The following is a 16830-nucleotide window of genomic DNA, read 5'->3' as shown; positions in this document are numbered from 1 at the left end:
ACACCTCTTTTTCAACTTCCTTTCAGCTTCGATGACCTGAAGCAACCTACTGCCGAAAACTGCGTAACTCGTTGTTTACCAAGGAGTTTTCCGTTTCGACTGCGCCGGAAGTGGGGCGAATTATAGACACCTGAAATCTGCCGTCAAGCCCTGATTTGGTTTTTCTATCAACGGGAACAAATTAGTACCTATATATAGACGCGCCAGCGACGATTGCGCAATATATTGCCCAACATCAAGAACAGCACCCAAGCTCCCAACTTCGGACGATGCCTCTCAATGAACGATCAGCCTCGCAGCCTTGCCTCGACCTTGTTTTCGGTCGGCCTGCTATTAATAGCCATGGCATCGATCCAGTCCGGTGCCTCCTTGGCCAAAAGCATGTTCCCGATTATCGGCGCTCAAGGCACCACAACCCTGCGGTTGATCTTTGCTAGCGTAATCATGTTGCTCCTGCTGCGCCCATGGCGGGCGAAACTGACAGCAAGGTCTCTGCGCACCGTCATCGTCTACGGCATGGCGCTGGGCGGCATGAATTTCCTCTTCTATATGTCCTTGCGCACTGTGCCTCTGGGTATTGCAGTGGCGCTGGAATTCACCGGGCCATTGGCCGTTGCCATTTACGCTTCACGCCGGGCAATCGACTTTCTATGGATCGCCCTCGCAGCTGTCGGTTTGCTGCTGCTGATACCGACAGGTGCTACTACAGCGGGTATCGATCTGCTGGGTGCCGGGTATGCGTTGGGCGCTGGGGCCTGCTGGGCGCTATACATTCTTTTCGGTCAAAAGGCTGGCGCTGACAATGGCGTGCAGACTGCTGCGCTGGGCGTGATGATTGCGGCGCTGTTCGTAGCGCCCATCGGCATTGTTCATGCCGGTGCCGCACTGCTGACTCCATCGCTGATCCCGGTAGCCATCGGTGTCGCCATTCTGTCCACCGCCCTCCCCTACACACTGGAGATGGTCGCCCTCACGCGCATGCCGGCCAGAACTTTTGGCACATTGATGAGCATCGAACCGGCTTTCGGCGCACTGTCGGGCTTGCTGTTCCTCCATGAATACCTCTCCCTGTCACAGTGGATGGCTATCCTCTGCATCATTCTGGCTTCCGTCGGTGCCACCATGACCATGGGCAGTACCGCCAAGCCCGCCGTTGCGGCGGATTGATACCGGATTCGACGAGGTACTGGTATTTGCTGCTCATTTAGGCCATGGTTGGGTCCGCAACCCAGTGCCAGACATGGATTTTCCAGAATAGGGATATCAGAACGCTTCAAGCGAAAGCGACTACTGCCAGACCGGGCGCCAGATCCGGAAATGCACCAAGGACAGCAATGAAACGAATTTTGATACTGATCGCCGTACTTGCAGTTGCGGGCTGCGCGGCGACATCGAAAACACAGACGAAGCACGGCAAGAAAGGGCTGCACATCAACTGTTCAGGACTGTCATCCTCTTGGGACAAGTGCTACGCCAGTGCTGCCAACTCGTGCGCCCCCAAGGGCTACAAGGTCATCGCCAAGTCCGGGGACGCCGTGGAAGAGCCCGGTGACTATCCATTCGGCCTCAACCCCGCGGGCTATACCAGCCGCAGCATGATCGTCATCTGCAAGTAATTTGATAGCGTGCCGTCAGATTCCCGGACTCGAGATCTGACGGCCGATTTCATCGTAACTGGACTTCAGCACAGTATGCTGAAGTTCCGGCGTGGCGAGCATCCGCGCCACCACCAGCGCTCCGACACATTGCGAAAGAATGGCCCAGGCCAGGCTGTCACTCTCCAGCACCTGCGCCCAACTCTGCTGAAGCTGACAAATCCAATGCTCCGCCTGTTGTCGAATCCTCTCATCGGAACGGGCAATCTCGGCCCCCAAGGCAGGCAGCGCACAGCCTGTTTCCGGATGCTCGACATGGGCCATGTTGAGATAGCGTTTCAAGCAGCGTTCTAGCTTGTCGCGATCCTGATCAGCCCCCAATCGCTCCAGACTCTGGCGCAATTCATGTTCGACGATTGAAGCGAACAACTCATCCTTCGACGAGAAGTGGCTGTAAAAAGCCCCGCCACTCAAACCGATCGCTTTCATCAAGCCATCGACACCCACCGTGGAAAAGCCGGCCTTCTTGGCAGACACCGCGCTGCTCTGTAGCAGCTTCTCCCGTGTTTCCAGCTTGTGATTGGCCGAGTAACGCATTGCCCTTCCCTCAGAGTTGATCGCCTTGACGTTGGTTGAATCGTAGCATAACGTTCGTTTAGTTAACGATCGTTTACCAAAGGGATCCGCCCATGAATAACAAGAAGGTCGTACTGGTTGTCGGCGCAGGTGACGCCACCGGCGGCGCCATTGCCAAGCGCTTTGCACAGGAAGGATTTGTTGCCTGCGTGACTCGCCGCAGCGCGGACAAGCTCCAGCCCTTGGTGGAATCCATCAAGGCCTCCGGTGGTGAAGCCCGCGGATTTGCCTGCGATGCCCGCAAGGAAGAAGACGTGGTGGCACTGATCGAGCAAATTGAAAGCGAGATTGGCCCGATTGAAGCGTTCGTGTTCAACATCGGCGCCAACGTGCCTTGCAGCATCCTCAAAGAAACGGCCCGCAAGTATTTCAAGATTTGGGAAATGGCCTGTTTCTCAGGGTTTCTCAATGCCCGGGAAGTGGCCAGGCGCATGGCCAAGCGCCAACGGGGTACGATCCTGTTTACCGGTGCTACCGCCGGCATGCGCGGTGCCGCCGGCTTTGCCGCATTCGCCGGAGCCAAGCACGGGATTCGTGCACTGGCGCAAAGCATGGCCCGTGAACTCGGACCGATGAACATTCATGTCGCGCACATCGTCGTCGACGGCGCCATCGATACCGACTTCATCCGAGACAACTTCCCCGAAAAGTACGCGACCAAGGACCAGGACGGCATTCTCAACCCCGAGCACATTGCCGAAAATTACTGGTACCTGCACAGCCAGCCCCGCGACGCCTGGACCTTCGAGCTGGACCTGCGCCCCTGGAGCGAACGCTGGTAAGCCCTCCCCTACAACAATAAATAGAGTGCACAGACTATGAGTAAAACCGTGGAGTTCCTGTTTGACCTGGGTAGCCCCGCCACCTACCTGGCTTACACCCAGTTACCCAAAATCTGCGAGCAAACCGACAGCCAGTTGATCTATGTCCCGATCCTGCTCGGCGGCGTGTTCAAAGCCACCGGCAATGCCACCCCGGCAGCCATTCCGGCCAAAGGTCGCTACATGTTTCAAGACCTCGACCGTTATGCAAAACGCTATGGCGTGCCGCTGAAATTCAATCCGCATTTTCCGATCAACACCCTGATGCTCATGCGAGCCGTCACCGGTATGCAAATGCGTCATCCCGAGCGCTTCGCCACCTTCATCGATTGCCTGTTCAAAGCGTTGTGGGTTGATGGCCGCAGTCTCGATGAACCGGCAACCGTTGCCGCTGTTCTGATTGAGGGCGGCTTCAACCCCGAAGAAGTGCTGGCGCTGACTGCCGATGAGGAAGTCAAAGCCGTGCTCAAGGACAACACCGAGAAAGCGGTTCAGCGCGGTGTGTTCGGTGCCCCAAGCATGTTTGTCGATGATCAACTGTTCTTCGGCCAGGACCGCCTGGAGTTCGTCCGTGAAGCCTTGAGCTAAATCTCGATGACCAACCGCCCCTGCGCCGCTCCCGATAGAAGCAGCGCATGGGCGTACGAGGGGCATGAGATACGGATCAAGGGCAATGCACAAAGCAACAACTCCGAAGCGATTCGCGAGATGGTGCTGGGAGGAATGGGAATCGCGTTGTCGCCAGTATGGCTGTTCAGCGAGGACCTGAAAGCCGGAAGAGTGACGGCGATTTTGCAGGATTACACCGCGCAGTCGCTGCCCATACACGCCGTGTCCCCGGCGAATCGTCGCCAATCCGCCAGGGTCAAAGCCTTTGTCGATTACATGGCGCTGGCGCTGGAGTCAGCGCCAGAGCTTCAATCGATTAAAGAGCTGCAATCGATCAAATAGCCGCCGTGCGATTGTTCAACCACTCAAGGGCCGCGCCGCTGATCAACGGACTCAAACGCTCGCGCACTTCAGCGTGGTAAGCGTTGAACCACTGTTTTTCCTCTTGCGTCAGCAACGACGTTTCCAGGCAGCGGGTGTCGATCGGGCACAGGGTCAGGGTTTCGAATTTCAGGAACTCACCGAATTCGCTGCTGCCCGCCTCGCGGTTCATTGCCAGGTTCTCGATGCGCACGCCCCAGCGACCAGGACGGTAAGTGCCCGGTTCGATGGAGGTGATCATGCCCGGTTGCATCGCGGTTTGCGGCGCAGGCGCGGCTTGATAGGCGATGACTTGCGGACCTTCGTGAACATTGAGGAAATAGCCGACGCCGTGACCGGTGCCGTGACCGTAGTCGACATTGTCAGCCCAGATCGGCGCGCGGGCGATGGCGTCCAGCAGCGGCGACAGAATGCCTTTGGGGAAACGTGCGCGAGACAGAGCAATCACGCCCTTGAGTACGCGGGTGCAATCGCGCTTCTGCTCTTCGGTCGGAGTACCCACCGCCACCATCCGGGTGATATCGGTGGTACCGCCCACATACTGGCCGCCAGAGTCGATCAGCAGCAGGCCGTCGCCTTCGATCACCGCATGTTCTTCTTCGGTGGCGTGGTAATGCGGCATGGCGCCATTGGCGTTGTACGCGGCAATGGTGTTGAAACTCAGCGATACATAACCTGGACGGCGTTCACGCGCGGCAGTGAGTTTTTCGTCGATGGTCAGCTCGGTGATGCGCTCACGGCCCAGCGCCGAGTCGAGCCAGGTGAAGAACTCACAGAGTGCCGCGCCGTCCTGCTCCATGGCCTGACGAATGTGCTCGGCATCGGCCAGGCTCTTCTGCGACTTGGCCAGGGTGGTCGGGTTCAGGCCTTCGATCAGCGTGACGCCGCTGTCGAGGTTGTCCAGCAACCCCGCCGTTACGCGTGCCGGGTCGACCAGCAGGCTCGCACCGCCAGGCACGGCACGCAGGGCATCGCCCACTTCGCTGTAATCGCGCAGGGTCACGCCGTCCTGTTCAAGCACCGCACGCAGTTCGGCATCGACCTTGCTCAGCGCCACGAACAGGGTGGCCTGCTGCGGGCTGATCAGGGCGAAAGACACGAACACCGGGTTGAACGACACATCGGCGCCGCGCAGATTGAACAACCAGGCGATGTCATCGAGGGTGGCGATAAAGTGCCAGTCGGCCCCCTTCGCTTGCATGGTTTCCCGCAGCTTGGCGAGTTTTTCGCCACGGCTGACAGAGGCTTGCGGTGGCAAGTGCTGATAAATCGGTTCGTTCGGCAGGATCGGGCGATCGCTCCAGACTTCGCTCAACAGATCGATGTCGGTGCGCAGGCGCGCACCACGCTCTTCGAGTTTGCTGCCCAGGGTACGCGCCGAGGCCACGGCCATTACTGCACCATCGACCGCCACCACACCGCCCTCAGGGGTTTGTTCGGCCAGCCAGTCCAGCGGGCTCGGCTGACCCGGTTGCAGCTTGACCAGCTCGATACCGCTGCCCTTGAGCTCCTTGGTCGCTTGCTCCCAGTAACGGCTGTCGGCCCAGACACCGGCGAAATCCGGGGTCACGATCAGGGTGCCGACCGAGCCATGGAAACCGGACAACCACTGCCGCCCTTGCCAGTAGCCCGGCAGGTATTCGGAGAGGTGCGGGTCGGCCGACGGCACCAGAAGCGCGTGAATGCCCTCCCGGCTCATCAGCTCGCGGGTTTGCGCCAGGCGCTGGGGCACCGATCCATTGATCGAAGACTGCGTACTCATCGTGACTCCTGCTAACCACTCATCATTTATTGTCATGTGCCGATCAGTGCCGGCGCTTTTTTGCCCTATTGCCAGAATGCCGGAGCACTGGCGCAGGCCGCTTTAATCAGTTGTGCCGCTTGATCGATGTCCTGCTCGGTGGTGAAACGCCCCAGACTCAAGCGGATGGTGCGACTGGCCAAACGCGCGTCATGCCCCAGGGCCAACAGCACATGGGACGGTGCATTGCTGGCGGAATTACAAGCCGAGGTCGCGGAAAACGCGATGGAAGCGAGCAATGCCGTCGAATTGAACTCACCTTCACCGAAGGTCAGGCTCAGGGTGTGTGGAATGCGTTGGCTCGGACTGCCATTGAGCCGCACGCCCGGAATACTCAGCAGAGACTCAAGAAGCCGTTCACGCAATTGTACGACCCTGGCTTTTTCGGCATCGAACGATTGCGCCGCCAACGCAAAGGCCTCGCCCATGGCGACGATCTGATGGGTCGCCAGGGTGCCGGAGCGCAAACCGCCCTCGTGCCCGCCGCCGTGGATCTGCGCCAGCAGGCGCTGTTGTGCCCGCGGACCGACATACAGCGCGCCAATACCCTTGGGGCCATAGAGTTTGTGCGCGGAAAACGACATCAGGTCCACCGGCCACGCGGCCAGATCGATCGCCACTTTGCCTGCGCCCTGAGCCGCGTCGACATGGAACAGCGCACCGCGATCGCGTACCACCTGGCCGATGGCCGGGATGTCGTTGACGGTGCCCAACTCGTTGTTGACCAACATCAGCGACACCAGGAAGGTGTCCTCACGCATGGCTTCGCTGACTGCTTGCGGGGTGATCAGGCCATCGGCGCCCGGCACCAGCCAGGTCACCGCAACACCGGCGTCCTGCAGCTGTTTCGCGGTGTCGAGAATAGCCTTGTGTTCGATCTGGCTGGTGATGATGTGACCGCCGGCAACGCCCCGCGCCTGGCTGACACCCTTGAGGGCAAGATTATTGGATTCGGTAGCACCGGAGGTCCAGACGATCTGTTCAGGGAGGGCACCCACCAGTTCGGCGACCTGACGTCGCGCCTGCTCGACCGATTGCCGGGCCTGTTGCCCGAACGCGTGGGAGCTGGAAGCCGGGTTGCCGAAATTGCCGCTCAACCCCAGACACTCGACCATCACCTTGATGACCCGCTCATCCACCGGCGTGGTGGCGGCGTAGTCGAAATACAACGGACGTTTATTCATAAAAGACTCGCAGAGCGTGTTCCGGGATCAGGAAGCTCGTGACTGTAAACGTCAAGACGCAGCCTTGTGAGCTGCGCCGAGGTTTCAGAACGTTACCAATACCTGATCGGATGCCGTTAAAGAAGTACAACTTCATTAAAAGTGCGTAGGAACGCTCCTGAAAGGCGAGCTTAACAGGCATCGGGCAACCGGATGAAGCAGTGCGTCAGCGAAAGCTTTCCAGCAAGATCGGATACAGCGATGCGACAAGCAACGCGGCCATGCCCCAGTTGAACAGACGCAACCAACGGCGATCCTTCAGGACATTGCGCAACAGGGTGCCGCACGCGGCCCAGACACCGACGCTCGGCAGGTTGATGATCGCGAACACCGCAGCAATCACGATGACGTTGGTGAAATAGCCCTGCATCGGTGTGTAGGTGCTGATGGCACCGATGGCCATGATCCAGGCCTTGGGGTTGACCCACTGGAACGCGGCGGCGCCCAGGTAGCTGATGGGTTTGGCCTCGCCCTTCTCACTGTCGGAAACCGGCCCGGAATGAGCGATTTTCCACGCCAGATACAGCAAGTAGGCCGCACCGACGTAACGCAGCACGGTATAGAGCAACGGGTACGTCTGGAACACCGCGCCTAAACCGAACCCGACCGCCACGACGAGCACGAAGAAGCCGCAGGTAATACCCAGCATATGGGGGATGGTGCGGTTAAAGCCGAAGTTCACGCCGGATGCCAGCAACATCGTGTTGTTCGGGCCGGGCGTGATCGAGGTGACAAGGGCAAACAGGGCAAAGCCCAGCAGCAGATCGAGGGAGAGTGTCATGGGTGGCAGTCCATCAGGGTCGGTCAAGTCATGACCCTATCGCACACCTCCAGGGAAACCCATGGACAGTTGGGCGAAAATTCGAGCAGTACAGTTCCCAATCAACTCTGACGACCGTGCAACTGTACAGCTCGTTCGGCATTCATTTCGCCCTGCTTATCGAAACCGAAAGTCTTCTGCGGCTGACCGAGCAATTCGGCCTTTTTCGCGTGGTACTCGTCGAAGGACAAACCGCGGCGATTCAACGCTTCCAGCGCCAGTTCACGGGTTTCTTCGGCGGTGTAAGGCCGCAATTCCGGGGAAACATGACTGGCACATCCGGCGAGAACGGAAAGGGTCAGCAGCAGGAAAGTGGTGATCAGCGTTTTCATGTCGAGCGTCCTGGCGATCTGGGTTCGGGGCAATGAACACAGGCTACTCGTGCCTTCGGACGGGTAGAAATCAACGCTCTCGATAGTCGCTATTGGTTTTTTCCAATCTGATGCCTATCCAAGTCGCATATTCAAAAAAGAACTATAAATATTAATTTAACTTCTTTTACGGAATAAAAACGAAGCTTTATAACAACGCCATCCGCTGGCGAACTGTTGCTCACGCAACTGTTCGCCAGGCAACAGCCATTCAACAAACAGCCCTGAAAAATCAACAGCGTGGACTGATCAACACGCTGCAAGCCTTGTAAACCGTGGCTTCGAGGGATTGGTACAGCTCTTGCTCCGTGGGGATAAGTCCAGTGATGACTCACTGCTCCCCCAGTAACTGTTTAAAAAGGAACTGATCATGTCGCGTCCGTTGAACGTCGTCGCCCTCTCCGGCGGCACCTGGCGTCCCTCCCGCACCCTGGTGTTGACCCAAGCGCTGTTGGCGCAATTGGCCAAGCAACTGCCGATCGAGAGCAAGCTGATCGAATTGGGCGATATCGCCCGGCCATTGGGTGCGGCGCTGTCCCGTCAGGAAGTGAGTGCGGACATCGAAGGCGAACTGCAGGCCATCGAAAACGCCGACCTGCTGATCGTGGCCGCACCGGTTTTTCGCGGGTCCTACCCTGGCCTGCTCAAGCATCTGTTTGACCTGATTGATCTGAATGCGCTGATCAACACCCCGGTGTTGCTGGCCGCCACCGGCGGCAGCGAGCGCCATGCGCTGGTGCTCGATCATCAGCTGCGGCCGCTGTTCAGTTTCTTCCAGGCGTTGACCTTGCCGATTGGCGTGTATGCCACCGAAGCCGATTTTTCCAACTACCAAATCACCAGCGACCTGCTCAAGGCCCGCATTCAACTGGCAGCAGAACGCGCCGCACCGCTGTTCGGTGCGCATCCCGACAACCTGCTGAAAATCGCTTAAGGACTTTTTCATGGATGTTTTCTGGTTTCTGCCCACCCACGGCGACGGTCATTACCTGGGCACGACTCAAGGTGCACGCCCGGTCACGCTCAACTACTTGAAGCAAGTGGCCCAGGCCGCCGACAGCCTCGGTTACCACGGCGTATTGATTCCCACCGGGCGTTCTTGCGAGGACTCGTGGGTGATTGCTTCGGCGCTGGTGCCGTTGACCGAACGCCTGCGTTATCTGGTAGCGATTCGTCCCGGGATCATTTCACCCACTGTGTCCGCGCGCATGGCCGCCACTCTCGATCGCCTCTCCAATGGTCGCTTGCTGATCAACGTCGTGACGGGAGGGGATCCCGATGAAAACCGTGGTGATGGCAGTTTCCTCGATCACCGTGAACGCTACGAAGTCACCGACGAATTCCTGAAGATCTGGCGCCGGGTATTGCAGGGCGAAGCCGTGGACTTCGAAGGCAAACACTTGCGGGTGCAGAACGCCAAGGCGTTGTATCCACCAGTGCAGAAGCCCTATCCGCCGCTGTATTTCGGTGGTTCGTCCGATGCTGCGCATGACCTGGCCGCAGAGCAGGTCGATGTTTACCTGACCTGGGGAGAACCACCGGCCGCCGTGGCGCAAAAGCTTGCGGATGTCCGTGAACGGGCCGCGCGTCACGGGCGTACCGTAAAGTTCGGCATTCGCCTGCATGTGATCGTGCGCGAAACGGCTGAAGAGGCGTGGAAAGCCGCGGACAAACTGATCGAGCACATCAGCGACGACACCATCGCCGCCGCACAGAAATCATTTTCGCGCTTCGATTCCGAAGGCCAGCGCCGCATGGCAGCCCTGCACGACGGGCGTCGCGACAACCTGGAAATTTCACCCAATTTGTGGGCCGGCGTCGGCCTGGTGCGCGGTGGTGCCGGGACAGCACTGGTGGGCGATCCGCAGCAAGTCGCGGCGCGCATCAAGGAGTACGCGGACCTGGGAATCGAGAGTTTCATTTTCTCCGGTTATCCACATCTCGAAGAAGCGTATCGCTTTGCCGAACTGGTGTTCCCGTTGTTGCCGGAGCCGTACGCCAGCCTGGCCGGACGCGGAGTCACCAACCTGACCGGGCCGTTCGGCGAAATGATTGCCAATGATGTGCTCCCGGCCAAAGTCTCTGCCTGACTCTGCAATCCCTGTGGGAGCGAGCCTGCTCGCGAAAGCTATCTCACATTCAACAATGATGTTGGCTGACAGACTGCATTCGCGAGCAGGCTCGCTCCCACAGGGCATCGGCGTCGATTTTTAGAAGGAACACCGCGTGACTGCCAAACCGCACAGCGCCCTGATATCCCCGCTGCAAACCGCCCGCCAATTGGCCGCCGGTTTCGCCTTGACCGCCGTCGAACGTGACGAACGTGGCGGTACGCCCAAGGCCGAGCGCGATGCCCTGCGCCACAGCGGCCTGCTGGCGTTAAGTATTCCCACCCGCTTTGGTGGCGTCGGTGCCAACTGGAGTGAAACCCTGAGCATCGTGCGCGAGTTCGCCAAGGTCGACAGTTCGATTGCCCACGTGTTCGGCTTCCATCACCTGATGCTCGCCACCGTGCGACTGTTTGCCCGGCCCGAGCAATGGCAGCCGTGGTTCGAACAAACGGCGCGCAAGAACTGGTTCTGGGGTAATGCCCTCAACCCGCTGGACACCCGCACCGTGGTGAAAAACCTCGGTGGCTGGCGCGAGTTTTCCGGCAAGAAAAGTTTCTGCTCCGGCGCCAGCGATTCGGAGATGCTGATCGCCTCTGCAGTGGATGAAAGCGCCGGTGGCAAGCTGTTAATCGCCGCCATTCCCAGCGGCCGTAGTGGCATCACCTTGCACAACGACTGGAACAACATGGGCCAGCGTCAGACCGACAGCGGCAGTGCCACCTTCGAACGGGTGCGGGTCGAAGAATCTGAACTGCTGCTCGATCCCGGTCCATTGAGTACACCGTTCGCCTGCCTGCGCCCGTTGATTGCCCAGCTCACCTTCACCCACATGTTCCTTGGTATCGCCGAGGGCGCCTTCGAGGAAGCGCGGCAATACACCCTGACCGAGACTCGGCCATGGCACAAGTCCACGGCACGGGATGTGCGCCAGGACCCTTACGTACTCGGTCACTACGGCGAATTCTGGGTCGCCCTCGAAGGCGTGCGTCTGTTGGTGGAGCGTGCCGCGCAATTGCTCGACAAGGCTTGGGCCAAGGGTCCGGACCTCAGTGCCGAGGAGCGTGGACACCTGGCCACAGCCATCGCCACGGCCAAAGTCGCCGCAACCCGCAATGGCCTGGAGCTGTGTAGCCGCTTGTTCGAAGTGACCGGCGCACGCTCGACCCACGCGTCGCTGCGCCTGGACCGTCACTGGCGCAACCTGCGCACCCAGACCCTGCATGACCCGGTGGACTACAAAATTCACGAACTGGGTGACTGGGCGCTGAACCAGGCCTTGCCGATTCCGACTTTCTATTCCTAGCCTGCCCTCCATGGAGCGTGCCTTATGCAACTGCTGACCTTACCGCCCTCGCCCGCTCTGGCGACATCGATCCGTGCCACGGCCCAAGTGTTCGAAGATCCGAAATCCCAGGCCTTGCTCGCGCACCTGCAACAAATCGCCCCGAGCGAAGCCAGCGTGCTGATCATCGGCGAAACCGGCACCGGCAAGGAGCTGGTGGCGCGACATATCCACAACCTCAGCGCCCGGCGCAACCGGCCGTTCGTGGCGGTGAACTGCGGCGCCTTCTCCGAATCCCTGGTCGAGGCCGAGCTGTTTGGCCATGAAAAAGGCGCTTTCACCGGCGCTTTGAGCGCCAAGGCCGGCTGGTTCGAAGAGGCGGACGGCGGCACGCTGTTCCTCGATGAAATCGGCGATTTGCCGATGGCGATCCAGGTCAAATTGCTGCGGGTGTTGCAGGAGCGCGAAGTGGTGCGCCTGGGGTCGCGCAAGAGCATTCCCATCAACGTGCGCGTCCTGGCAGCGACCAACGTGCAACTGGAAAAAGCCATCAACGCCGGCCATTTCCGCGAAGACCTGTACTACCGGCTCGACGTGGTCAGCCTGGAGCTGAGCCCGCTGCGCGAGCGCCCGGGCGACATCCTGCCTCTGACTCGTCATTTCATCGACGCTTACAGCCAGCGCCTGGGCTACGGCAGCATCACCATCAGCAAAGAGGCCGAACTGAAGCTGCGCAGCTACAGTTGGCCGGGCAACATTCGCGAACTGGAAAACGTTATTCACCACACCCTGCTGATTTGCCGCAACGGCGTGATCGAGCGCGATGATCTGCGCCTGTCGAACATGCGCATCGAGCGTCAGGACGACCACCACACGCCGTTCGACGACTCCGCCGAAGCCCTGCTTGACCGGGCCTTTCAAAAACTCTTCGAGTCACAGGCAGGTGCCTTGCACGAGAAAGTCGAAGACGCCTTGCTGCGTGCAGCCTATCGCTTCTGCCACTACAACCAGGTGCATACCGCTGCCCTGCTGGGTTTAAGCCGCAACGTAACCCGCACGCGCCTGATCAAGATCGGTGAACTGGCGGTCAACAAGCGTCGACCTGCGGAAAACGTGCAAGGCGAGCGCCTGATGCAGTTATCGATCTAAGCTCTTTACCTTGACTGCACCAGATTGCAATGCAGGGCGTTATCGTGACTACGTTCCAGACTGTGCAACACCTGGAACGAGCCAAAGGTCACGGTTTTCGCCTGATGGGCGTGAATCAGTTGCCAGAAATCCTGTTCGCCGCTTTCAAAACTGCGGAAAGCGGCTTCCCCGGCCTCGCGGGTCTGCCATTGCAAATAATTGAGCACCCGCCGACCGTCATCGCTGACCTGGATGCTCGCGCTCAGAAAACCGCTGTAATGCTGGGCCAGTTGCTCCGTTTGCTGCGATAACGCCAACACCAATGCCGGTTGCTGATGGGGTTCGATCTCGAATTCGATCAATTGGCTGAAGCTGCGATTGTGCTGTGGTGCTTGCATGAAGAGTCCCCCACTACCTGTAAGACGGATCTTGCGATCCGAAGGCGTGCAGGTTAAAACCTCTAGTTAACTAGAGGTCAATAGGCAATTTTTCAAATGATCACCTCGGAGAATCTGCACAAGGAGCTCACCGTCGGCCAATTGGCGGCACGCAGCGGCGTGGCAGTCACGGCGCTGCACTTTTATGAGTCCAAGGGTTTGATCAAAAGCAACCGCAACCCGGGCAACCAGCGGCGTTATCCACGGGAAGTGTTGCGGCGGGTGGCGTTGATCAAGGTAGCGCAGCGATTGGGGATTCCACTGGCGGAAATTGGCGAGGCGCTGAAAAACCTGCCAAACAATCGCGCACCGACGGCGGCGGATTGGCAGGTGTTATCGGCGCAATGGCGGCGGGATCTGGATGAGCGGATCAATCAACTCACGTTGTTGCGCGACAAGCTCAATGGCTGCATTGGTTGCGGGTGTTTGTCGATGGAGGCCTGTCCGCTACGCAATTTTGGCGATGTGCTTGGGGAACAGGGGCCGGGGGCGCAGCTGCTGGAATCGGGGGGTGATCCAAAATTGAGTTGAGCCCTTCGCGAGCAGGCTCGCTCCCACATTGGATCTGTGGCGTTCACAAAATCCATTGTGGGAGCGAGCCTGCTCGCGAAGGCGTCTTGTCAGTCAGCGAAGAATTAGAACCCCGGCGCAATCTGCCCCTTGTAGCGGGTCAAAATAAACTGCCGAACATCATCGGAGTTCAGCGCCTTGGCCAGTTTCTGCAGGCCCGGGTCGTTGATGTTATCCGGCCGGGCCACCAGGAACTCGATGTACAGGCTCTTGCCCTTCTCGACGATCAGCGCACTGTTGGTGTCGATCCCGGCTTCCAGCGCGTAATTGGCAAACACGAACGCCAAGTCCACCTGGCTCACCGAACGGGCCAGCAGCGCACCTTCCAGTTCACGAATCTTCAGGTGCTTGGGGTTTTCGGCGATGTCCCGCTGGGTCGCCAGGGTGTTGCTCGGGTCTTTGAGTTTGATCAGCCCGGCTTCGTGCAGCAGCACCAAGGCGCGACCGGTATTCACCGGGTCGTTGGGGATCGACACCGTGGCGCCGTCCTTCAGTTCGGAGATGTTTTTGATCTTGGTCGAGTAGGCACCGAACGGTTCGATGTGCACACCGACCACCGGCACCAGATCGGTGTGACGGGTCTTGTTGTAGTCATCGAGAAACGGGCGGTACTGGTAGTAGTTGGCGTCGAGGTTCTTCAGCGCCAGTTGTTGGTTGGGCTGGATGAAGTCGGTAAATACCTTGATGTCCAGATCCACGCCTTCCTTGGCCAGGGTCGGTTTGACGAACTCAAGGATCTCGGCGTGAGGCACCGGTGTAGCACCGACAGTGAGTTTTTCGTTGGCGTGAACACTCAACGATATCAAGGCAGCCAGAACGGCCAGGGTCTTTTTCATGCTGTGCTCCTAGGCAGATTTAGTGGCCGTCGTGGGGCGGACGTGGGGCCGGATTTTTGTTTCTTTTAAATTGAATGCAATCGAATCGTCAGCGGTGGCTATAGCGCGCCACCAGTCGGTCACCGCTCATTTGCAGGGCCTGGACCAGCACCAGCAGCAACACCACGGTGACCACCATCACGTCAGTCTGGAATCGTTGATAGCCATAGCGGATCGCCAGATCGCCCAGCCCTCCGCCCCCGATCACCCCGGCCATCGCCGTGTAATCGACCAGCACAATCGCGGTCACCGTGATCGCCGCCAACAGCCCTCCCCGGGCCTCGGGCAGCAGGGTGTAGCGGATGATCTGCCAGGTGTTGGCGCCCATGGCCTGGGTTGCTTCCACCACACCTCGATCAACCTCACGCAGCGCGGTTTCCACCAGCCGCGCGAAGAACGGCGTGCAACCCACCACCAGCGGCGGAATGGTGCCCGGCACGCCCAACGAGGTGCCCACCAAAACTGTGGTCAGGGGAATCAGCACGATCAGCAAAATGATGAACGGCAGCGAACGTAACATGTTCACGATCACCGACAGCACCCGGTAAACCCCGACGGCTTCATGCAACTGGCGCTTGCCAGTGAGGAACAGCAGCACCCCCAGCGGCAGCCCCAGCAGTACGGTAAAACCGAGGGCCGCGCCGAGCATGCTCAGGGTGTCGAGGCAGGCCTGGCCGATGTCGGCCCAATAAATGTTCTTGAACAATTCGGCCATGATCACGACCAGTCATGACGTGGCGGCTTCACGCCATTGAGCAGCCAGTTGCCGACCACGTGGTACTTCCAGCGCACTGGGTCGTGCAAGGTATGCACCCGGGCGTTGCGCCAGTGGCGGTCGAAATTGTGTTTCTTCAGGGTCGAGCGAGTGCCACCCAGTTCGAACAGCTTGTTGGTAACTTCGATGGCGATTTCGGTGGTCAGTACTTTGGCCTTGGCCACTGCCAGTGAGGCACGAGCCACATTGTCCTCATCCGGTGACGGGCGCGCCGCGTCCAGTGCCAAACCAGCCCGTTCCAGCAAGGCCTCGGCGGCCTCCAGGCGAATTTCCAGGCCACCGACCTGAATGATGGTCAGCGGGTCTTCGCTGGCTTTTTCCACACCGGCGTCGATCCATGGACGGGCGGACTGCTGGACGAACGCGATGGTGTCGCGCAGGGCGGCACGGGCGATGCCGGCGTCGATGGCGGCGGTGGTCAATTGGGCGAAGGAACCGGCCAGGGTCGGGCTTTCATAGGAGCGATACGTCGGGAACAGGTTGAACGCCGGGACGTGCAGCTCCTCGGCCAACACAGTGCCGCTGGACGTGGTGCGCTGACCGATGCTGTCCCAATCGTCGACGACCACCAAGCCCTTCGTACCGCGTTCGACAAACGCCAACTGGCCCTTTTGCTCTTCATCCAGCGCCAATACCGCCAACCAGTGGGCGTACAGCGAACCAGTGCAATAGCCCTTGCGCCCGTTGATCACAAAACTGTCGCCGTAACGGCGGATGGTCGTTTGAATGTCCTGAACGTTCTTGCCGCCGGTTTCCGACAAGGCATTGGCAAAGCGATGACCTTGCAGCGCCAGCGCGAAGAAATGCGCTTGCTGCTCCGGCGTGCCTTGCAGGCGGATGTCTTCCAGCAGGCAGTAGTGGTTTTGCGGGATCTGCCCCAGGGACGGGTCGGCCGCCGAGATGATGGCAATGACCTGCGCCAGCACCGCATGGGACACCTGCGCACCACCGAATGCCTTCGGCACGGTGATGCCCCACAAACCGCTGTTGGAGTACAGATCGACGATCTCGGCGGGCACCTGGCGGGTGCGGTCGCGCTCGGCGGACTGCTCCAGGAGGACGGCTGCGACTTGCCCGGCGACTCGCAGCGCTTCGGCTTCGTCGGCGATGCGGTGGGCGGCCGGAGGGTTGATCGGATAGACGGCTGATTCGGACAAGGCAGGCATACAAGACTCTCGATAACAGTGTTTATCGAGGGTCATTGCAGCTTCTGTGCCTGAGTGCGTGACGCAGTGTTTTCGGGCGCTTCAGCGGTTTTTGCAAGTTTCGAGACTGACAAAGCCGAGACAATCTGCTGCTTCGCTGTTGATTCATGGACACCGCAGTCCCCTGTGGGAGCTGCCGCACGCTGCGATCTTTTTGTGAACTTGACCCCTGCCTAAGATCAAATCTAAA

The 16830-nt window shown here is 59.3% G+C and carries 18 protein-coding genes and 1 pseudogene; 10 read left to right on the top strand and 9 right to left on the bottom strand.

Features of this window, described 5'->3' with window-relative positions:
* Nucleotides 1-279: 279 nt before the first annotated feature.
* Together rhtA and ACSFE6_RS23070 are read left to right on the top strand one after the other, a co-directional pair.
* On the top strand, nucleotides 280-1167 hold the full coding sequence (gene rhtA, locus ACSFE6_RS23075) for a threonine/homoserine exporter RhtA (protein ID WP_435429744.1): 888 nt from the start codon (nucleotides 280-282) through the stop codon (nucleotides 1165-1167).
* A 167-nt stretch (nucleotides 1168-1334) separates the two neighbouring features.
* The gene (locus tag ACSFE6_RS23070) at nucleotides 1335-1616 is read left to right on the top strand and encodes a hypothetical protein (protein WP_435429743.1); all 282 of its coding nucleotides are present in this window, start codon (nucleotides 1335-1337) and stop codon (nucleotides 1614-1616) included.
* 15 nt (nucleotides 1617-1631) lie between these two features.
* On the opposite strand, the gene ACSFE6_RS23065 is transcribed toward ACSFE6_RS23070, so the two are convergent.
* Nucleotides 1632-2192: a TetR/AcrR family transcriptional regulator gene (locus ACSFE6_RS23065; RefSeq protein ID WP_435429742.1), complete on the bottom strand. Its 561-nt coding sequence runs from the start codon at nucleotides 2190-2192 to the stop codon at nucleotides 1632-1634.
* 92 nt (nucleotides 2193-2284) lie between these two features.
* On the opposite strand from ACSFE6_RS23065, the gene ACSFE6_RS23060 reads away from it, so the two are divergent.
* The 3 genes and pseudogenes from ACSFE6_RS23060 to ACSFE6_RS23050 form a co-directional block, all read left to right on the top strand.
* Nucleotides 2285-3013, top strand: coding sequence for an SDR family oxidoreductase (locus ACSFE6_RS23060; protein WP_435429741.1), 729 nt, complete (start codon nucleotides 2285-2287; stop codon nucleotides 3011-3013).
* 36 nt (nucleotides 3014-3049) lie between these two features.
* On the top strand, nucleotides 3050-3640 hold the full coding sequence (locus tag ACSFE6_RS23055) for a 2-hydroxychromene-2-carboxylate isomerase (protein ID WP_435429740.1): 591 nt from the start codon (nucleotides 3050-3052) through the stop codon (nucleotides 3638-3640).
* A gap of 63 nt (nucleotides 3641-3703) precedes the next feature.
* Nucleotides 3704-4003 (top strand): annotated as a pseudogene (locus ACSFE6_RS23050) (LysR substrate-binding domain-containing protein); the annotation flags it as partial.
* Here ACSFE6_RS23050 and ACSFE6_RS23045 read toward each other — a convergent pair.
* From ACSFE6_RS23045 to ACSFE6_RS23030, 4 genes are all read right to left on the bottom strand, one after another.
* Nucleotides 3996-5804: an aminopeptidase P family protein gene (locus tag ACSFE6_RS23045; RefSeq protein WP_435429739.1), complete on the bottom strand. Its 1809-nt coding sequence runs from the start codon at nucleotides 5802-5804 to the stop codon at nucleotides 3996-3998. The pseudogene ACSFE6_RS23050 and the gene ACSFE6_RS23045 sit on opposite strands and share 8 nt — an antisense overlap.
* A gap of 65 nt (nucleotides 5805-5869) precedes the next feature.
* Nucleotides 5870-7027, bottom strand: coding sequence for an aminotransferase class V-fold PLP-dependent enzyme (locus ACSFE6_RS23040; RefSeq protein WP_435429738.1), 1158 nt, complete (start codon nucleotides 7025-7027; stop codon nucleotides 5870-5872).
* A gap of 205 nt (nucleotides 7028-7232) precedes the next feature.
* Entirely contained in the window at nucleotides 7233-7847 is a 615-nt protein-coding gene (locus ACSFE6_RS23035; RefSeq protein ID WP_435429737.1) for a LysE family translocator, read from the bottom strand.
* A gap of 101 nt (nucleotides 7848-7948) precedes the next feature.
* Nucleotides 7949-8218, bottom strand: coding sequence for a hypothetical protein (locus ACSFE6_RS23030; protein ID WP_435429736.1), 270 nt, complete (start codon nucleotides 8216-8218; stop codon nucleotides 7949-7951).
* 409 nt (nucleotides 8219-8627) lie between these two features.
* Here ACSFE6_RS23030 and msuE point away from each other — a divergent pair, with 409 nt between their 5' ends.
* From msuE to ACSFE6_RS23010, 4 genes are all read left to right on the top strand, one after another.
* Nucleotides 8628-9191 carry an FMN reductase gene (gene msuE, locus ACSFE6_RS23025; protein ID WP_435429735.1) on the top strand — a complete coding sequence of 188 codons (564 nt, stop codon included), beginning with the start codon at nucleotides 8628-8630 and terminating at the stop codon, nucleotides 9189-9191.
* Between the two features lie 10 nt (nucleotides 9192-9201).
* Nucleotides 9202-10347 carry an FMNH2-dependent alkanesulfonate monooxygenase gene (gene ssuD / locus ACSFE6_RS23020; RefSeq protein ID WP_435429734.1) on the top strand — a complete coding sequence of 382 codons (1146 nt, stop codon included), beginning with the start codon at nucleotides 9202-9204 and terminating at the stop codon, nucleotides 10345-10347.
* Between the two features lie 136 nt (nucleotides 10348-10483).
* On the top strand, nucleotides 10484-11671 hold the full coding sequence (locus tag ACSFE6_RS23015; RefSeq protein ID WP_435429733.1) for an acyl-CoA dehydrogenase family protein: 1188 nt from the start codon (nucleotides 10484-10486) through the stop codon (nucleotides 11669-11671).
* Between the two features lie 24 nt (nucleotides 11672-11695).
* Nucleotides 11696-12799 (top strand): sigma-54 interaction domain-containing protein, encoded by a 1104-nt coding sequence (locus ACSFE6_RS23010; protein ID WP_435429732.1) that lies wholly within the window; start codon nucleotides 11696-11698, stop codon nucleotides 12797-12799.
* A 5-nt stretch (nucleotides 12800-12804) separates the two neighbouring features.
* Here ACSFE6_RS23010 and ACSFE6_RS23005 read toward each other — a convergent pair whose 3' ends face one another.
* The gene (locus ACSFE6_RS23005; protein ID WP_435429731.1) at nucleotides 12805-13176 is read right to left on the bottom strand and encodes an antibiotic biosynthesis monooxygenase; all 372 of its coding nucleotides are present in this window, start codon (nucleotides 13174-13176) and stop codon (nucleotides 12805-12807) included.
* Between the two features lie 96 nt (nucleotides 13177-13272).
* On the opposite strand from ACSFE6_RS23005, the gene soxR reads away from it, so the two are divergent.
* Nucleotides 13273-13746, top strand: a complete 474-nt coding sequence (soxR, locus tag ACSFE6_RS23000; protein WP_435429730.1) for a redox-sensitive transcriptional activator SoxR — start codon at nucleotides 13273-13275, stop codon at nucleotides 13744-13746.
* 104 nt (nucleotides 13747-13850) lie between these two features.
* Here soxR and ACSFE6_RS22995 read toward each other — a convergent pair whose 3' ends face one another.
* The 3 genes from ACSFE6_RS22995 to ACSFE6_RS22985 form a co-directional block, all read right to left on the bottom strand.
* The gene (locus tag ACSFE6_RS22995) at nucleotides 13851-14621 is read right to left on the bottom strand and encodes a MetQ/NlpA family ABC transporter substrate-binding protein (protein ID WP_435429729.1); all 771 of its coding nucleotides are present in this window, start codon (nucleotides 14619-14621) and stop codon (nucleotides 13851-13853) included.
* A gap of 88 nt (nucleotides 14622-14709) precedes the next feature.
* Nucleotides 14710-15375 (bottom strand): methionine ABC transporter permease, encoded by a 666-nt coding sequence (locus ACSFE6_RS22990; RefSeq protein ID WP_435429728.1) that lies wholly within the window; start codon nucleotides 15373-15375, stop codon nucleotides 14710-14712.
* A gap of 2 nt (nucleotides 15376-15377) precedes the next feature.
* Nucleotides 15378-16601 (bottom strand): SfnB family sulfur acquisition oxidoreductase, encoded by a 1224-nt coding sequence (locus ACSFE6_RS22985; RefSeq protein WP_435429727.1) that lies wholly within the window; start codon nucleotides 16599-16601, stop codon nucleotides 15378-15380.
* Between the last annotated feature and the right edge of the window lie 229 nt (nucleotides 16602-16830).

It is taken from the genome of Pseudomonas baetica (assembly GCF_051216495.1).
Classification (GTDB): Bacteria; Pseudomonadota; Gammaproteobacteria; order Pseudomonadales; family Pseudomonadaceae; genus Aquipseudomonas; species Aquipseudomonas baetica_B.
Note: the sequence above shows the minus strand (reverse complement) of the source record. Positions and strands in the feature narration are given on the sequence as shown.